Consider the following 13,581-nt stretch of genomic DNA (forward strand, 5'->3'; position numbering starts at 1 on the left):
AGTGGCCGGTCTCCGACAGGAGGCCGGCCACTCCGCTTTAAGGCCCCGGGGCCATCTCCCGAACCTGGCGCCGGGTGAAATGCGCCGCAACTTAGCCCGTTCAAGTGTTGCGGTCTCTCACGGGCGGCCGTTTCCGGCTACGCTCGAAAGTATGCCCGTATGGTCCATGGCGTCACGTGCAAGCGCAGAAAAGAAGGCAGCAGTGTCAGTTGGTCAGGTCGACCCCGAAGGTTCGGAGGAGCTCAAGAAGTGGCTGTCCGCGCTTAAGCCCGTCACCGGGGCGGACACAATGCTGCGCTTCACGAAAACCCCTGAGGGTTCCATCGACCTGACGCACGCCCACCCCTCCGGCCTTGCCCAGCTCATGGCAGGACGCCGCACCAGGCTGTCCACCCTCATCCGCGACCACCAGCAGTACGTCGTGGCCGCCCGTGCATCGCGGAACCTTCGCTCCAAGATTTTCGAGCTGGCCAACGACCGCGGCATCGAGGCCGGGTACCTGTCTGCGGGCACCGTGGTGTGGACATCCGCCGTCGGCGGCAAACCGCAGCGCGTCTCGGCACCGGTCATGCTGACCGCCATCTCGCTGACCATTCGGCCCGGGGAGGACGACTACGAACTTCAGCTCACGGAGCAGGCCCGCATCAACCCCGCGCTCATCCGCCACCTGAAGACCGTCCACGGCATCGTGTTCGACGTCAACGCGGTCACCAGGATGGCCTACAGCACGGCCCGCTTCGATCCGCAGCCGGTGCTGGACAGGCTCAGCACCCTCGTCAAGCCCATCCACGGCGCGGAGGTGGAGCACAACCTGCTGGTGTCCACGTTCGCCGACCTCGCAGGCAACCTGGACGACCCCTGGATCAACGAGCAGAATGCCATCGTGGCGTCCCTGGCCCGGGCCGCCGCCGGGGAAGTGAAGGACGTCCCGGCCCTGGAACCCGGGCGCTTCCCGAGCGTGGACGAGCGGAATCCCGCCGACGAACTGCTGCTCCTCGACGCCGACGCGGACCAGCAGTACGTGATCGACGCCGTGCGGGCAGGGGAGTCGCTGCTTGTCAGCAGCCCGCCCGGGACCGGCCAGACCCAGACCGCCATCAATACCATCGGCGCGCTGGTGGACGAAGGCAAAACCGTCCTCGTGGTGGGGGACCGGCGCGCCAGCCTCAACGAGGTGGCGGCGAAGTTCGAAGGCCTGGGACTGGAGTCCATCCTGTTCCAGCTCTCAGGCAGCGCAACGCCCCAGCAACTCAAGGGGCAGCTGGTCCGGGCCATCGTGCGGAACGAGAAGTCGGCCGAGCCGCGCCTGGGCACCCTGCACCGGACCCTTACGGAGCACCGCCACGCCTTGATGGACCACGTGGCCTCACTCCACAACGTCCGTGAGCGGTGGGGGTGCTCGCCCTACCAGGCGATGCAGTCCCTCGCGGAGCTGACGTCCATCCAGCCCGCGCCGGCCACCACCGTCCGTCTGAAGCGCAGCGTGCTGGACAACATCCGCGACCGCGACGAACTCGCCGGCAGGCTGAAGCGCGCGGCGGAACTCGGCAGCTTCAGCAAGGCCTCGACGTCGAGCCCCTGGCACGGCGCCCGCCTCGTGACGCGCAAGGAGACCGAGGAGGCGCAGGACCTGGCGCGCTCGGTGGAGAAGAAACTGCCGGTGCTGCACGGCCGCATGAAGGACGTCGCGGACCACGCCGAGATCCGGCTCGGCATGAACTTTGCCGAGTGGGGCTCCCAGCTCCGGCTGCTCGTGGCCGTCCGGGAGAGCCTGGACAAGTTCACCCCGGACATCTTCGACCGGCCCGTCCATGACCTCATCTCGGCCACCGCGTCCTCGGCCTGGCGCCGGGAACGCGGCGTCGACATGCCCTCCATGCAGCGGTCGCGCCTGCGGCGGGTGGCCAAGGAATACGTTCGCCCGGGTGTGCACATCTCCGACCTTCACAGCTCGCTGGTGCTGGTCCAGGAGCAGCGTGCGCTGTGGTCGGACTATGCCACGACGCAGCGGCATCCCGCGGTGCCGTCCGGCCTGGCCGAGATCAGCATCATGTACCGCGGGCTCGCCCGGGAACTCAAGCAGCTCGGGGACGCGCTACGGCACACAGCGGCCGGCGGCGCACTCGAAAAGACCGCCTATCCGGACCTGATGGAGCGGCTGGAGCGGCTCGTGGCCGACTCCCAGACGCTCAAGACGCTTCCGGAGCGCACGCTCCTCATCGAGAACATGCGCGAGCATGGCCTGGGCGAGCTGCTCGCGGACCTGTCCGAGCGGGAGGTTCCGGCCGAGTCTGTCGCCGCCGAGCTCGACCTGGCCTGGTGGCAGTCCGCGCTCGAAGCGATGATCAGCGGAGACGACTACCTCGCGATGTCCGACGGCGACGCCCTGCGCCAGCTCGAAGCCGAGTACCGGCTCGCAGACAACGCCCACATTGCCAGCGGCGCCGGCCGTCTGCGGTGGCAGCTGGCCGAGCGCTGGCGCGAAGGGATCGCGGCGAACCCGCGCCAGGCGGACCTCCTCCGCAGCCTGCTCAAGGACGGGCGGGTCACCCTTGCGGCGCTGACAGCCCAGGCTCCCGCGCTGGTCCCGATGCTGGTGCCGGTCTGGTCCGTGAGCCCGTACCTCATGACCGGGCTCCTCCCGGCCGAGCAGAAGTTCGACGCCGTGGTGATTCTCGACGCCGAGGCGACGTCGCTCCAGGCGGTCCTGCCTGCCGTGGCCCGCGCCAAACAGGTCATTGCCTTCGGTGATGACAAGATCGCCAGCCCCCGCACCTTCACGGTGGCGGTGGAACGGCTTGCCGCCGGTGAACCGACGCACCAGAGCGTGGAGAGCGCCTTCAGTGCCCTGGCGGGCGTCCTTCCGACGTGGCGGCTGCATTCCGTCTACCGCGCCGTGGACGAAGACCTGGTGCTGCAGCTGAGCAAGGGCTTTTACGACGGCGGCCTCCGCCGGCTGCCCGAGGGCCAGTCCGCGACGGGCCTGGACCGTGCCCTGCTGGTGGAGTACCTGCCAGACGGCACCGGACTGCCCAGCGCCGACGACGAGGGCGTGGAATCGGTGGTGGCCGAGGTCAACCGCGTCGTGGAGCTGGTGTTCGAGCACGCCCGCCTCCGCCCGCGCACGTCCCTGGCTGTGGTCACGGCCAGCCTGCGGCATGCCGCGCGGATCGGCGAGGCCATCCGCCTGCAGCTTCCCAACTATCCGATGCTTTCGGGATTCTTCACGGCCGGCGAGGAATCGTTCCGCGTGGTGGATCTGGAACGTGCCCAGGGGCTGGTCCGCGACCACGTCATTTTCTCTCCCGGCTATGGCAGGACGCCCCATGGACGGGCCCTGCACAACTTCGGTCCGCTTTCCGCCGAGGGCGGCCGCGCCAAGTTCGCCCTGGCCATGACCCGTGCCCGGCAGTCGCTGCATGTTCTGACGTGCTTCAAGCCGGAAGACCTGGACAGGACCCGTCTGGCCCATGGTGCGGTGGACCTGTACGAGCTGCTGGACCGCGAGATTTCCGGCAACACAGACCTCGGCACGCCGGCTTCCCGGGCGGCGGCAAGCGAGCAGGCGCTGGGTGCGGATCCCCTCGTGGCCGACCTGGGGGAACGGCTCCGGGCCCGCGGGGCACGCGTCTGGCACCAGTATGACGGCGTCATTGACGTCGTGGCAGCAGCCGACCCCTTGAGGACGATGGGCCAGGATGAGGCCGAGATTCCGCGGCCGGTGGCCATTGAGTCCGACGGAACCGAACAGTACCGCCAGATGACGGTCCGCGAACGCAGCAGGCTCCGCCCGCAGCTTCTCGAGCGCCTGGGCTGGCGCTATATGCCGCTGTGGACGATCGAGGTGTTCACGGATCCTTCGGCCTGCGCCGACCGGATCGGCGGCTACCTCGGACTTGAGAAGCCGGTGCGCCCGGCCCGGGCCGTGGCCTCACCGGGCTTCTTCGACGAGGACGTCACGGGCCTGGGTGACGACTCCTACGGGCCGGCGGCAGACGAGGACGGCCAGGTCCAGAACGGCCAGGCCCAGGAGTTCCAGGGCCAGGAGTTCCAGGGGCGCGAGGACGAGGTGCAGGAGTTCCAGGCACTGGAGGACCAGGCATTGGAGGACCAGGCATTGGAGGACCAGGTCCTGTTGGAAGACCAGGACCACCGGCAGCGCCGTGACGAGTCCGACGGAAGCCTCGACGGCGAGAACGAATACGATGGCGGTATACCGGACAGGAAGGAAAACGCGCAGTGAGCCACGAAGCAGCAGACCGTGAGTCCCGCACGGGCCCCGCGGCTTCTGCCCCGCCGGCCAAGACTCCGGACCCGGCCAAGACCGCAGGTCCGCTGAAATCGGGCGGCGTGGTGCCCAACAAGGCCGCCGAGGACGACCCCCGGGCCTGGGGCGACGCAGAATCCGATAACGACCACGACGCCTGGCTCAAGGAACAAAAGCCTCCGCACTGGGGTTAGCCGCCGCACCCGGCAGGATCACCGGCGCGTGGAGCCCACGAGGACGAAGAAGAGCTTCCCCTGGGTTGACGCTCCGGCCAGCGCGCTTGCCTGCGCCGGAGTGGCAGCCACCACCATCAGGCCGTCGGAATCCCCGGTACCAAGCCACTGGCCGCCCTGCCCCTCCCGCGCAGAGGTCCAGAGCACCGGCACCGCCTTGGCCAGGACCTTGGACAGGGACTGCTGTTCGAAGCCCGCCCCGCCGGTCAGGACGATGTCCACGAGTTGCCCGGGGGAGACGAGCTGGATGGAGGAGGGGTCCGCCATGCGCAGCGGGACGGCGGCTGAGCCCGGGGGCGAACCAGTGAGCAAGCCAGGTCCCACGAGCTGGGCCTCGGAGACCAGCTGGCCCTTCCGCAGCGGTGCAGCCAGTTGCTGGCCGCTGAGTTGCGCAGCGTCGGTGAACGTGCCGGCGGCGAGCAGGAAGGGCGGAACGTCCACGGCAGCCAGGTCGCTGCCGCCCAGTGTGGCCCCGGCCGGCAAGTCACGTGCCGCGGCCAGGGCCGGGAGTGTGTGCGCGGGGGCCGGCGTCAGCTGATGGACCGTGATGCCGGCCGCGGCACACAGCAGCAGCGCCACGGCAAGCCGCCGGTTGCGGTTCAGCCAGCCCTGCAGGTGGCTGGGGCGGCGGCGTTCGGAAGATCCGGGCGCCGTGGTGCTGCGGCGCGTCCGGGCGGCGGGGCGGGAGGGTCTGGCGGGAGGCAGTCCGAGAGCTGGCATGCAGCCACGCTATGGAACCTCGGCCCCGGGGGGCAGTGCACGCCTGCGCTATGTGGAAAGCGTCCCGGGCAAGCGCCCGTATGTGGATTACCGCCGTGGGACGGACAGTCGCGGGAGTGGACGGTGCCGGTTAGCTCGCGGCAGCAGCAGGTGCGGCGGCAGGCGCAGCCGGCGCCGGTGAAGAGGCGGCAGGCGTGGGCGAGACTGAGCTGCCCTTCGTGTCCCGTGAATCCGTGCGGTAAAAACCAGAGCCCTTGAAGACCACGCCCACGCTGTTGAACTTCTTGCGCAGGGTTCCCTCACATTCGGGGCAGGACGTCAGAGTGCTGTCAGTGAATGACTGCACGATGTCAAAGGCATGGCTGCAATCCTTGCAGGCATAGGCATACGTGGGCACTGAAGATCCTCCTCTTGGACAAACGACAGGTCCCGTGCTGCCAAGGTGCCATGACGCGGAATTCCTTGCGGGATCTCCGTGCCGGAAACAGCTCCATTAGCAGTCGCAGGGCCTGAGTGCCAATTCTATCATCTTGCCCGCGCGTTGCATCATGTCAGGCGGACCAGGCCCGAGGGTGTGAGCACCGCGTCGACGGGACGGTCAAACCCCTCAACAGGAATGCTCGAAGCAGGCAGGAGCTCGGAGTCGTAAATGACCGCGGCCCTGGGTGCCTGCAGACCAGCGGCTTCGGCGTCCGCCAGGAACTTGTCGTAATAGCCGCCGCCCTGCCCGATCCTGTTTCCGCTCAGGTCTACGGCCGTCGCCGGCAGGAACAGTCCGGCCACCTCCCGGATGGCCTCCAGGCCGTGGCGTTCTCCGGCAGGCTCCTTGATGGGCGCGTACCGGCTGCGGACAAATTCGCACTCCGGATCCCAGAACACCCAGCTCAGCGCGCGGTCCGGCTCGCAGACCGGCAGCAGCACTTTGTGGCCTGCACCGTGAAGCGCCGTTATCAGCGGGAGGGTGGGCGGTTCGTGGGCCACGCCCAGGTATGCGGTAAACGTTGCCGGGGCCCCGTCCGCGATGGCGGCGGCCCAGGACAGTCCGTGACGGGCGATCCCGGCGGCGGCCGCTGAGAGGGCGTCGGGCTGCATGCCCATGCGGAATTTCCGGTGCAGGGAGCGGATCTCATCCTTTGACTGCAGGGTCTGTGGTGACATGGTGCGCCGTCCTTTGTCGCGCGGAATCCCGGCGTGGCCACTGCCGGAAGCATTTACGGTATGAATGTTCCCTCCGTTACATTAGTCGAGTGACTTCCACTAATCCTTCAGTCCGCAAGGCCGTCATCCCCGTAGCGGGACTCGGCACCAGGTTCCTGCCTGCCACCAAGGCCATGCCCAAGGAAATGCTGCCGGTGGTGGATAAGCCGGCCATCCAGTACGTCGTCGAAGAAGCCGTACAGGTGGGCCTGAGCGACGTGCTGATGATTACAGGGCGAAACAAGCGCGCCCTCGAGGACCACTTCGACCGGGTTCCAGCGCTGGAAGCAACGCTCGAGGCCAAGGGTGACACCGCCAAGCTCGAGTCCATCCAGGCCGCCAGCAACCTGGGCGACATCCATTACGTCCGCCAGGGCGACCCCAAGGGTCTGGGCCACGCGGTGCTGCGTGCGCGCCAGCACGTCGGCCACGAACCTTTCGCCGTGCTGCTTGGCGATGACCTGATCGACGCCCGCGACGAACTCCTGAGCATCATGATCGACGTCCAGGCGAAGACCGGTGGCTCCGTCGTGGCCCTCATCGAGGTGGAACCCTCCGAGATCAGCGCCTATGGCTGCGCGGACATTTCCGAGATCGAAGGCGAAGGCTTCGTCAAGATCAACAAGCTCGTGGAAAAGCCGGACGTCGGGGAGGCTCCCTCCAATCTGGCGGTCATCGGGCGCTACGTCCTCCACCCCGCCGTCTTCGATGTGCTGGAACGGACCGAACCGGGCCGTGGCGGAGAGATCCAGCTGACCGACGCGCTGCAGGAACTCGCCAGCAGGGACGGCGAAGGCGGCGGCGTGTTCGGCGTGGTCTTCCGCGGCCGGCGCTACGACACAGGCGACAAGCTCAGCTACCTCAAGGCGTGTGTCCAGCTGGCCGTCGACAGCGACGACCTGGGACCCGGCCTGCGCGACTGGCTGCCAAAGTTCGCTGCCGGCCTGACCCACTAGTTCCCCATGAGGGTCAGCCACATCTGGCCGGTCACGCTGGAGTGCGGCGACATCGTCCTGCGCCCCATCCGATACCGGGACCGCAAGGAATGGACTGCGGTCCGTTCACGCAACAGCGAGTGGCTGGCCCCCTGGGAAGCGTCCAACCCCGCCCCGGGCGGCGCACTTCCGGACTACCGCCAAATGGTGCGGTCGCTGAACGCCCAGGCAGCCCAGGGCACGGCGCTGCCTTTCCTGATCACCGCATGGACACCGGGGTTCCGTGATCCCGTCATCGTGGGCCAGCTGACGGTGTCCTCCATCGTCTGGGGCTCGGCCATGATGGCAACCCTGGGCTACTGGGTGGATGAAGCGCGGGCGGGGCAGGGCATCGCACCCACCGCAGTCGCCATGGCCACCGACCATTGTTTCCGGACCCTGGGCCTGCACCGCATGGAAATCAACATCCGGCCGGAAAACCGGCCCAGCCTGCGCGTCGTGGAGAAGCTCGGTTTCCGCGATGAGGGGTACCGGCCGCGGTTCCTGCACATTAACGGGGAGTGGGCGGACCACAGGACTTTTGCCCTGACATCCGAGGAAGTACCGGAGGGACTTCTGAACAGGTGGCTGCGTTCGAGGCCGGCCTGACAAGGGACCGCCGGGGAATAACCGGCCTTAAGTCCAATGATTTGAGAGGCAGGGGGCGACACACCGAGACGAATGCCACAACAGCTTGCCGATTGCTCATACGGTTTTGTGTGTGGACTTCCCTCTTAGCAGCTCAGTCATCCTTGTGGTCGCTGTTGCGCTCTGGATTGTATGGGTTGCCCCCTACGTGCTCCGAAACGGCCGCCACCAGTTTCAGGCGGCCGGCGATTTGATGGCGGAGAGCGTTGACCACGAAACTGCAAACCCGCAAGCCGGAACGGTCCTTCACATGACCGTCCAGCAGGAGAATCCCATGGACACCAGGAAGAGCAGCGAATCCGGAGCACGCTTCACGCCGGTCAAGCCCGGCGGCAAGCCTGCCGCCAATACCGGCGGCGCCTTCCGCATCCGCTATGGGCGTGCTGCCATCGCACTGGCCGGGCTCCTGCTGTTCGCCACTGCCCTCATATCCGGTGCGTTGGCGATCTTTGGACTGGCAAGCGGCTGGCTTCCGCCCGTGTCATTTCTGGCGGGTGTGGCCGCCGTCGTTCTTCTTCGCAGGCTCGCCGTGCGCGACCGCCGCAGGAAAGTCAACGCGGCCTTCTCTGCAGCCATGGGTGCACCTGCGACGCGTCCGGACCGCGCCGTTCAGCCGGCCGTTCCAGAGGCAGGGCAGGCAGAGGAGGAAACGGCCGCGCTTCGCGAAAGCACCCTCTTCGATGCCGAAGCTGCAGACCCCCAGCCCAAACGGCTGACCGCCGTCGAACTGCGTGAGGCTGCCCTGGCGGTTGCCCTCGCAGCGGGTGACAACAGCGGCCAGGCTTCCACGACGCAGGAAGCTGCCGCTCCGACCACTGACGAGTCCGCCCCCTGGGAGCCCGTCGAAGTACCTAAGCCCACCTATGTCGAGGCCGCGAAGGCGGATCGGCCCGCCCCCCAGCCCCTCGACCTTCCGGAGGCACCGAAGGCCGCCGGCAAGCCCTCGCTCAAACAGGGCAACGCCGCAGCGCCGGCCGTCGCCTCGCCGAACGCCGGGCAGGCCCGGCCGCAGGGCAAGGCGCAGAGCGCGTTGAGCAACCTCGACGACGTCCTGCAGCGCCGCCGCGCATAGCCTTGTGTTCACGGCCGAATGCAGCCGCGAAGCATGAGCCGCATCTGCGTTGCCGGGGGTACCGGCCAGGTTGGCCGGGAAGTTGTGCGCCAGGCCCTGAGCCGGGGGCACGCCGTCGCAGTCCTCAGCCGGAACCCTCCGGAGGACGGTGCCGGCGGGCAGCACGACAACGCCACCTACTTCCGCGGGGACGTCACCACCGGCGCAGGCCTGCCGGAAGCCCTGGCGGGCGCCGACGTCGTCATCGACTGCCTTGAGGGGCAAACCGGCAAGGCGCTCCGGCAATTTGCCGCCGGCGGCGCGATTCTGCTCGGTGCGGCGCTGGAAGCCGGCGTCCCGAAGGCGGTCCTGCTGTCCATTGTGAACTGCGACCAAAGCACTTACGGCTACTACCGGTCGAAGGCGGAGAAGGAGCGCGCGTATTTGGCTTCGGAGCTGGAGACCGTGGCGGTGCGCGCCACGCAGTTCCACAGCCTGCTGGCCCGGATCTTCGCCGCGGGGTCCCGCGTGGGCCTGGTTCCGGTGATCCGCGGCGCACGGTTCCAAACGATCGGACCCGGCGACGTCGCCGCGGCGCTGCTGGAAGCGGCACTCGAGCCGCCCTCCGGAGAGAGCCACCGGCTGCGGACGATCGGCGGCCCCGAGGTCACGGACATGGCGGCGATGGCGCGCACGTGGAAGCGGACCACAGGCTCAAAGGGACTGCTGGTAGCGCTCCCGCTGCCTGGCGCGATGGGACGGTTCCTGCGCGCGGGCAGCAATCTCGCCCCCGGGGAGCCCTATGGCAGGGAGACATTCGAGGCCTGGCTGGCAAACCGGCCGGAAAATTTGTAGCCTAGGGAAACCGGCGTTGCGGTTCCTCCCAGAGGCAGCGCCCCCGGGGTTATAGCTCAGTTGGTAGAGCGCTTCGTTCGCATCGAAGAGGTCAGGGGTTCGAATCCCCTTAGCTCCACAGATTTCACGGGCTTGAAGGTCTTTGAATCCCCGAAACAAACACTTTGATAACACTTTGGCCCAGAACTTGCCGCTGGGAGAGTTGTGGCTGTCATGGGCTCATTGTAGTGAGACTTGATACTGGGGAATCGATAGCGTTGAGGCCCCATCTGGGGCTGGAATCCAACGACGAAGAGACGATGGTCGATGTGCTTCTCGTCTCCATGCGCGCTGTCCGGTAGCCATACGATGGACCCGTGAAAACCAACACGATCAGCTGGCGGCAGGACGGCGCCGACTACACGTACGAGTCGATCGTCCCCGTGCTCGGCGACAGGCCGGTGCACCGCTTTAGCTACGGCCAGGAGCCCAAGCTGATCGCCGTGCTTCAGCTGCCTGACGGTGGGACGGTGGAGGGGCACGGCTACGCTGGCCACTGGCCTACTGAGGAAGTTTCCGTCACGTGGTCGGACGACAACATCAGCCACACCTCATGCTGGGTTCCCGTCAAGCAGGTCAGGCGCCCAGCAGAGGGTGAATGGCCCGGCAACTATGTGTCGCGCTGAGGCCGCTACGAGCAGTCGACGCCTTGGGGCCTGTTAGCCAGATTTAAGACATGGGCAGTCAGGGTCATGTTCATCCAGGAATCTTTCTTGGCGCACAGTTCTCGGCCCTTGACGTCGTCGCTGTTGGTCCAAAGCGGCTGGCGGAGTTTTTCAATGATCAGCGTCTTGCCCGACTGCTCCCCGATCACGTACCCCACCACGGGCTTGTCCGCTGACTGGAGCGTGATCCTTTCCAGCGGCTGCCACGGAATGCTGAGCATCGCCATCATCGCCACGCCCACGATCGTGGCCAGGAGCCACTCCTTGTCAACGAAGTTGTTTTTCTTGCCGGCAGCATTCGGGTCACTCGCCAGCTTTTTGCGTTTACGGCGCACAACCAACCAAGCAACGAGCCCGCCTACGGTGTAGCCAAACAGCAGGGAAACCGATAAGGACGCTGCGACAATCGGCGCTAGAGGAAGCCACACTATTCCGGTGCGCATCTTCGCTGAGAGAGAGGCACCAGTTTCGTTTCCCGCGAGCAACCATTTGCGCAGAGGCCCGAGGAAGATCAGGAGTGGGGCGAGAATCACCAGGCCGTTCAGGAGCGTAGATACCAGGACCTGCGTTCGGTTGGCTACGGAGAGCACGGTGAGCGCCACGTCCGGGCTCAACCCCGCAAAGTAGTAGACCCGGATAACCGAAAGCAGCACCAGGGAGGCAGACGCAGCAAGAGCAAAGTGCTCCTTGAAAAAGCCGACAGCCCCGGTCCGTTGCTGTAGTCGCTGACGTCGCACCGCCATTCGTCGCTCGCTCATTCGATGATCCTTACACAACTGCCGAGCACGCGCATGCGGCGCCTCGCTGCGCCTCTGGACCACCAGGCTCTGGCATGGTGGTCCAGCGACGACAACGTCTATTTCAGGAGATGGATGATGCTCGCTGAGAGGTCCAACACCCAGCTTTCGTTGAGGAAACCCTGACCCGGACGTTTTCACCATGAGGGGTTATGTGCTCTCCGAGCATTAAGGAGTTTGGTGGGCAAATGGTGTGTGCGAGGCGGTAGGAGTCGGTGCCGGTTTCGATGATGGCGCCTTGAACGTGAGCCGGTCCATGACTGCGGCGCAGAGGCGCGGGTCCGTGAAGGTTTTGGTCCAGCAGTTCGGCCCCGTGGCGATCCGGTTCCATGTAGCCGAGTTCGTCAATGCAAGGCAGGTCCACACGGCCGCCTGTTCCGACGTCCTGTCGTGTGAAGGGTTACGGGACGACCTTGTACCAGGACCCCTCAGAGTTGGCGAACAGACTACTTCCCACGACATCGATGGTCCCGCGAACGATGAAGAGCCCTTTCAGCTTCTCCCCGCCGAGGATCTGACTCACCGCATCCGCGTATTGCCCCCACGATGCCCACACGGCGAAGTCGGTCCATTGAAAGCGGATGCCGTTCCAGTGGTGATCCCGGGTTGTCATGTCCAACACAGAGTTGCCTGTGTATGTAAACCAGCTTCCCCGGTAGGGGTCCTGTCTCGGGTTTACCATCTGAAAAACTGCGTCGTACGAGAGCCCCGCCTTTACGAGGTCACTCGACACCTGGACCTGTATGACTATGGCGAAGGGATCAGTTGAGACAAAGGACGTCTTGGGGGTCCATACGTCTGCCGGGTCTGCCGCGTAGACGGCGGGTATTTGGACGAAAGGCATCTAACTGCCCTCCTCACCCGGGACACGGGGAGCAAGTGCGCCGGCCTTCTCCTCGGATTGCGTATCCGGCTCAACTTCTTTGAGCTCTTCAAAGAGCCCGCCTTCGCGAATTCGCTTAGTGGCCTCGGCAAGGGTTTGCGGTTCGGTTTTACGGTCTGGTTGCTTTTCAGAGGAGTCCGTCATTGGATTCGTCTCCTATTCTTAGCTCGCTACAGCTGGTGGAGACTAATGCTGGACCTGCTAGGAAGTTTTGTCCATGGTCCGAGAATGCCATTCAAGGAGACCCCCTATGTGGTTGCACTACTCAACGGTGCTGAGCTTCCGGCGTTGAGAAAAGGGGTACTCACGGCCGTAAGCGCTGTGCTGTTTGAGCGTTTTCTCGAGGCGAGAGGAAATGGTAGCAGCAAGGACGTCGCCGAAATCGGGGGGGGCCACAGTGCCCGGCGGGCGTTGGCCCTGGACCACCCGGTTATGGCTACAAGCTCGTCCAGAATCAATCCCTTGGCGTTCTTCGACGACTTGGCATAAGCGGCTGCGTACTTCTTTGTGATTTCCCTATGCGTTGCCATGGACAGCCTCAATTCTCCGGCTCGGAGGCGCCGGGTGAATCTGGAGTTTCGGGTGAATCTGGTGAACCTGGGAGCCGACTATTGAATGGCAACGGAAGGGTGAAGGCGTGTTCAGCAGCGATAACAGGGCGGCCCGCCGCCCAGTAGGTTGTCAGCAGCACCGGCTAGGTTTCGTCTGTGATGAAGATCGACGTAGGCGCCGTGATGCAGCTGCTGACAGGCATGAGTAGGTCGCGCGGATATATTAGGCCCATGCCCATTTTCACCCTGGCCGGAGTCGAGTACGACTATCTAACTCCGAAGATCGAGGGCGACCCGGAAGACGTGTATTCCTGGGAGTACGGGAGGTGGCCACGCGTAGAGGCTGCGGTTCCGCTCAAGACCGGTGGAAGCGTCAACGTCTACGGGGTAGCTATGCGCTGGGGTCACGACCACATCATTACCCGCTGGCTAGACGACGAGGGCCACACGCACACGGCATGGATCCCCAAAGATGATGTCCGCCGCCTCACTCCGTCAGAATGGGACATCATCGAATACCATCAATGCCCGCCCGCGCTGCGCTCCATCCGATGGGGCAAGCGGCTCCCCGGCTTCCTGCCGGAATAGCTCGTCGGATAGTCGAGCCAGTGCTCTTGAAAGTCTGGATAGTTCTTGTAGGCCGGCGAGGATGAACGCGCCCTGGACTGAGAGCACAGTCCGGGGCTCTCGTTGGCGGCGTG

14 protein-coding genes, 1 tRNA gene and 1 pseudogene are annotated in these 13,581 nt (G+C 65.6%); 9 read left to right on the forward strand and 7 right to left on the reverse strand.

Features of this window, described 5'->3' with window-relative positions; genetic code table 11:
* Positions 1-151: 151 nt before the first annotated feature.
* Both AC3A3W_RS13175 and AC3A3W_RS13180 read left to right on the forward strand, forming a co-directional pair.
* Entirely contained in the window at positions 152-4,243 is a 4,092-nt protein-coding gene (locus tag AC3A3W_RS13175) for an AAA family ATPase (protein WP_487443452.1), read from the forward strand.
* Positions 4,240-4,461: a hypothetical protein gene (locus AC3A3W_RS13180; protein WP_487443454.1), complete on the forward strand. Its 222-nt coding sequence runs from the start codon at positions 4,240-4,242 to the stop codon at positions 4,459-4,461. Before AC3A3W_RS13175 ends, AC3A3W_RS13180 begins: the two co-directional genes overlap by 4 nt.
* Before the next feature lie 18 nt (positions 4,462-4,479).
* Here the strand turns inward: AC3A3W_RS13180 and cpaB are convergent, their stop codons facing one another.
* From cpaB to AC3A3W_RS13195, 3 genes are all read right to left on the reverse strand, one after another.
* Entirely contained in the window at positions 4,480-5,220 is a 741-nt protein-coding gene (cpaB, locus tag AC3A3W_RS13185) for a Flp pilus assembly protein CpaB (protein ID WP_487443456.1), read from the reverse strand.
* Between the two features lie 130 nt (positions 5,221-5,350).
* A complete protein-coding gene (locus AC3A3W_RS13190) occupies positions 5,351-5,617 on the reverse strand; it encodes an FmdB family zinc ribbon protein (protein WP_205655504.1) in 267 nt (88 codons plus the stop codon).
* A gap of 149 nt (positions 5,618-5,766) precedes the next feature.
* Positions 5,767-6,378, reverse strand: coding sequence for a 5-formyltetrahydrofolate cyclo-ligase (locus tag AC3A3W_RS13195; RefSeq protein WP_487443458.1), 612 nt, complete (start codon positions 6,376-6,378; stop codon positions 5,767-5,769).
* An 89-nt stretch (positions 6,379-6,467) separates the two neighbouring features.
* On the opposite strand from AC3A3W_RS13195, the gene galU reads away from it, so the two are divergent.
* The 6 genes from galU (at position 6,468) to AC3A3W_RS13225 (ending at position 10,610) form a co-directional block, all read left to right on the forward strand.
* Entirely contained in the window at positions 6,468-7,373 is a 906-nt protein-coding gene (gene galU, locus AC3A3W_RS13200) for a UTP--glucose-1-phosphate uridylyltransferase GalU (RefSeq protein ID WP_487443460.1), read from the forward strand.
* Between the two features lie 6 nt (positions 7,374-7,379).
* Positions 7,380-8,000, forward strand: coding sequence for a GNAT family N-acetyltransferase (locus AC3A3W_RS13205; protein WP_487443462.1), 621 nt, complete (start codon positions 7,380-7,382; stop codon positions 7,998-8,000).
* 313 nt (positions 8,001-8,313) lie between these two features.
* A complete protein-coding gene (locus AC3A3W_RS13210) occupies positions 8,314-9,111 on the forward strand; it encodes a hypothetical protein (RefSeq protein WP_487443463.1) in 798 nt (265 codons plus the stop codon).
* A 33-nt stretch (positions 9,112-9,144) separates the two neighbouring features.
* Complete coding sequence (locus AC3A3W_RS13215; protein WP_487443465.1) at positions 9,145-9,945, forward strand: SDR family oxidoreductase; 801 nt, start codon at positions 9,145-9,147, stop codon at positions 9,943-9,945.
* 45 nt (positions 9,946-9,990) lie between these two features.
* Positions 9,991-10,063: transfer RNA gene (locus AC3A3W_RS13220), tRNA-Ala, on the forward strand.
* 238 nt (positions 10,064-10,301) lie between these two features.
* Entirely contained in the window at positions 10,302-10,610 is a 309-nt protein-coding gene (locus tag AC3A3W_RS13225) for a hypothetical protein (protein ID WP_487443467.1), read from the forward strand.
* A gap of 5 nt (positions 10,611-10,615) precedes the next feature.
* On the opposite strand, the gene AC3A3W_RS13230 is transcribed toward AC3A3W_RS13225, so the two are convergent.
* The 4 genes and pseudogenes from AC3A3W_RS13230 to AC3A3W_RS13245 form a co-directional block, all read right to left on the reverse strand.
* Positions 10,616-11,407 (reverse strand): hypothetical protein, encoded by a 792-nt coding sequence (locus tag AC3A3W_RS13230; RefSeq protein WP_487443469.1) that lies wholly within the window; start codon positions 11,405-11,407, stop codon positions 10,616-10,618.
* A 103-nt stretch (positions 11,408-11,510) separates the two neighbouring features.
* Positions 11,511-11,816: pseudogene (locus AC3A3W_RS13235) on the reverse strand (ATP-binding protein); the annotation flags it as partial.
* A 30-nt stretch (positions 11,817-11,846) separates the two neighbouring features.
* Positions 11,847-12,290: a hypothetical protein gene (locus AC3A3W_RS13240; protein ID WP_487443471.1), complete on the reverse strand. Its 444-nt coding sequence runs from the start codon at positions 12,288-12,290 to the stop codon at positions 11,847-11,849.
* Positions 12,291-12,473, reverse strand: coding sequence for a hypothetical protein (locus tag AC3A3W_RS13245; protein WP_487443473.1), 183 nt, complete (start codon positions 12,471-12,473; stop codon positions 12,291-12,293).
* Positions 12,474-13,111: 638 nt separating this feature from the next.
* Between AC3A3W_RS13245 and AC3A3W_RS13250 the strand changes: the two genes are divergently transcribed.
* Entirely contained in the window at positions 13,112-13,468 is a 357-nt protein-coding gene (locus tag AC3A3W_RS13250) for a hypothetical protein (RefSeq protein WP_487443475.1), read from the forward strand.
* The last annotated feature ends 113 nt before the right edge of the window (positions 13,469-13,581 follow it).

This window comes from Arthrobacter sp. Soil_N43, assembly GCF_057655195.1.

Excerpts from the sequence above, each read along its gene's own strand:
- AC3A3W_RS13175 (WP_487443452.1), top strand. The coding sequence starts at position 152 with ATGCCCGTATGGTCCATGGCGTCACGTGCAAGCGCAGAAAAGAAGGCA.
- cpaB (WP_487443456.1), bottom strand. The coding sequence starts at position 5,220 with ATGCCAGCTCTCGGACTGCCTCCCGCCAGACCCTCCCGCCCCGCCGCC.
- AC3A3W_RS13195 (WP_487443458.1), bottom strand. The coding sequence starts at position 6,378 with ATGTCACCACAGACCCTGCAGTCAAAGGATGAGATCCGCTCCCTGCAC.
- AC3A3W_RS13205 (WP_487443462.1), top strand. The coding sequence starts at position 7,380 with ATGAGGGTCAGCCACATCTGGCCGGTCACGCTGGAGTGCGGCGACATC.
- AC3A3W_RS13210 (WP_487443463.1), top strand. The coding sequence starts at position 8,314 with ATGGACACCAGGAAGAGCAGCGAATCCGGAGCACGCTTCACGCCGGTC.
- AC3A3W_RS13215 (WP_487443465.1), top strand. The coding sequence starts at position 9,145 with ATGAGCCGCATCTGCGTTGCCGGGGGTACCGGCCAGGTTGGCCGGGAA.
- AC3A3W_RS13230 (WP_487443469.1), bottom strand. The coding sequence starts at position 11,407 with ATGAGCGAGCGACGAATGGCGGTGCGACGTCAGCGACTACAGCAACGG.
- AC3A3W_RS13240 (WP_487443471.1), bottom strand. The coding sequence starts at position 12,290 with ATGCCTTTCGTCCAAATACCCGCCGTCTACGCGGCAGACCCGGCAGAC.
- AC3A3W_RS13245 (WP_487443473.1), bottom strand. The coding sequence starts at position 12,473 with ATGACGGACTCCTCTGAAAAGCAACCAGACCGTAAAACCGAACCGCAA.
- AC3A3W_RS13250 (WP_487443475.1), top strand. The coding sequence starts at position 13,112 with ATGCCCATTTTCACCCTGGCCGGAGTCGAGTACGACTATCTAACTCCG.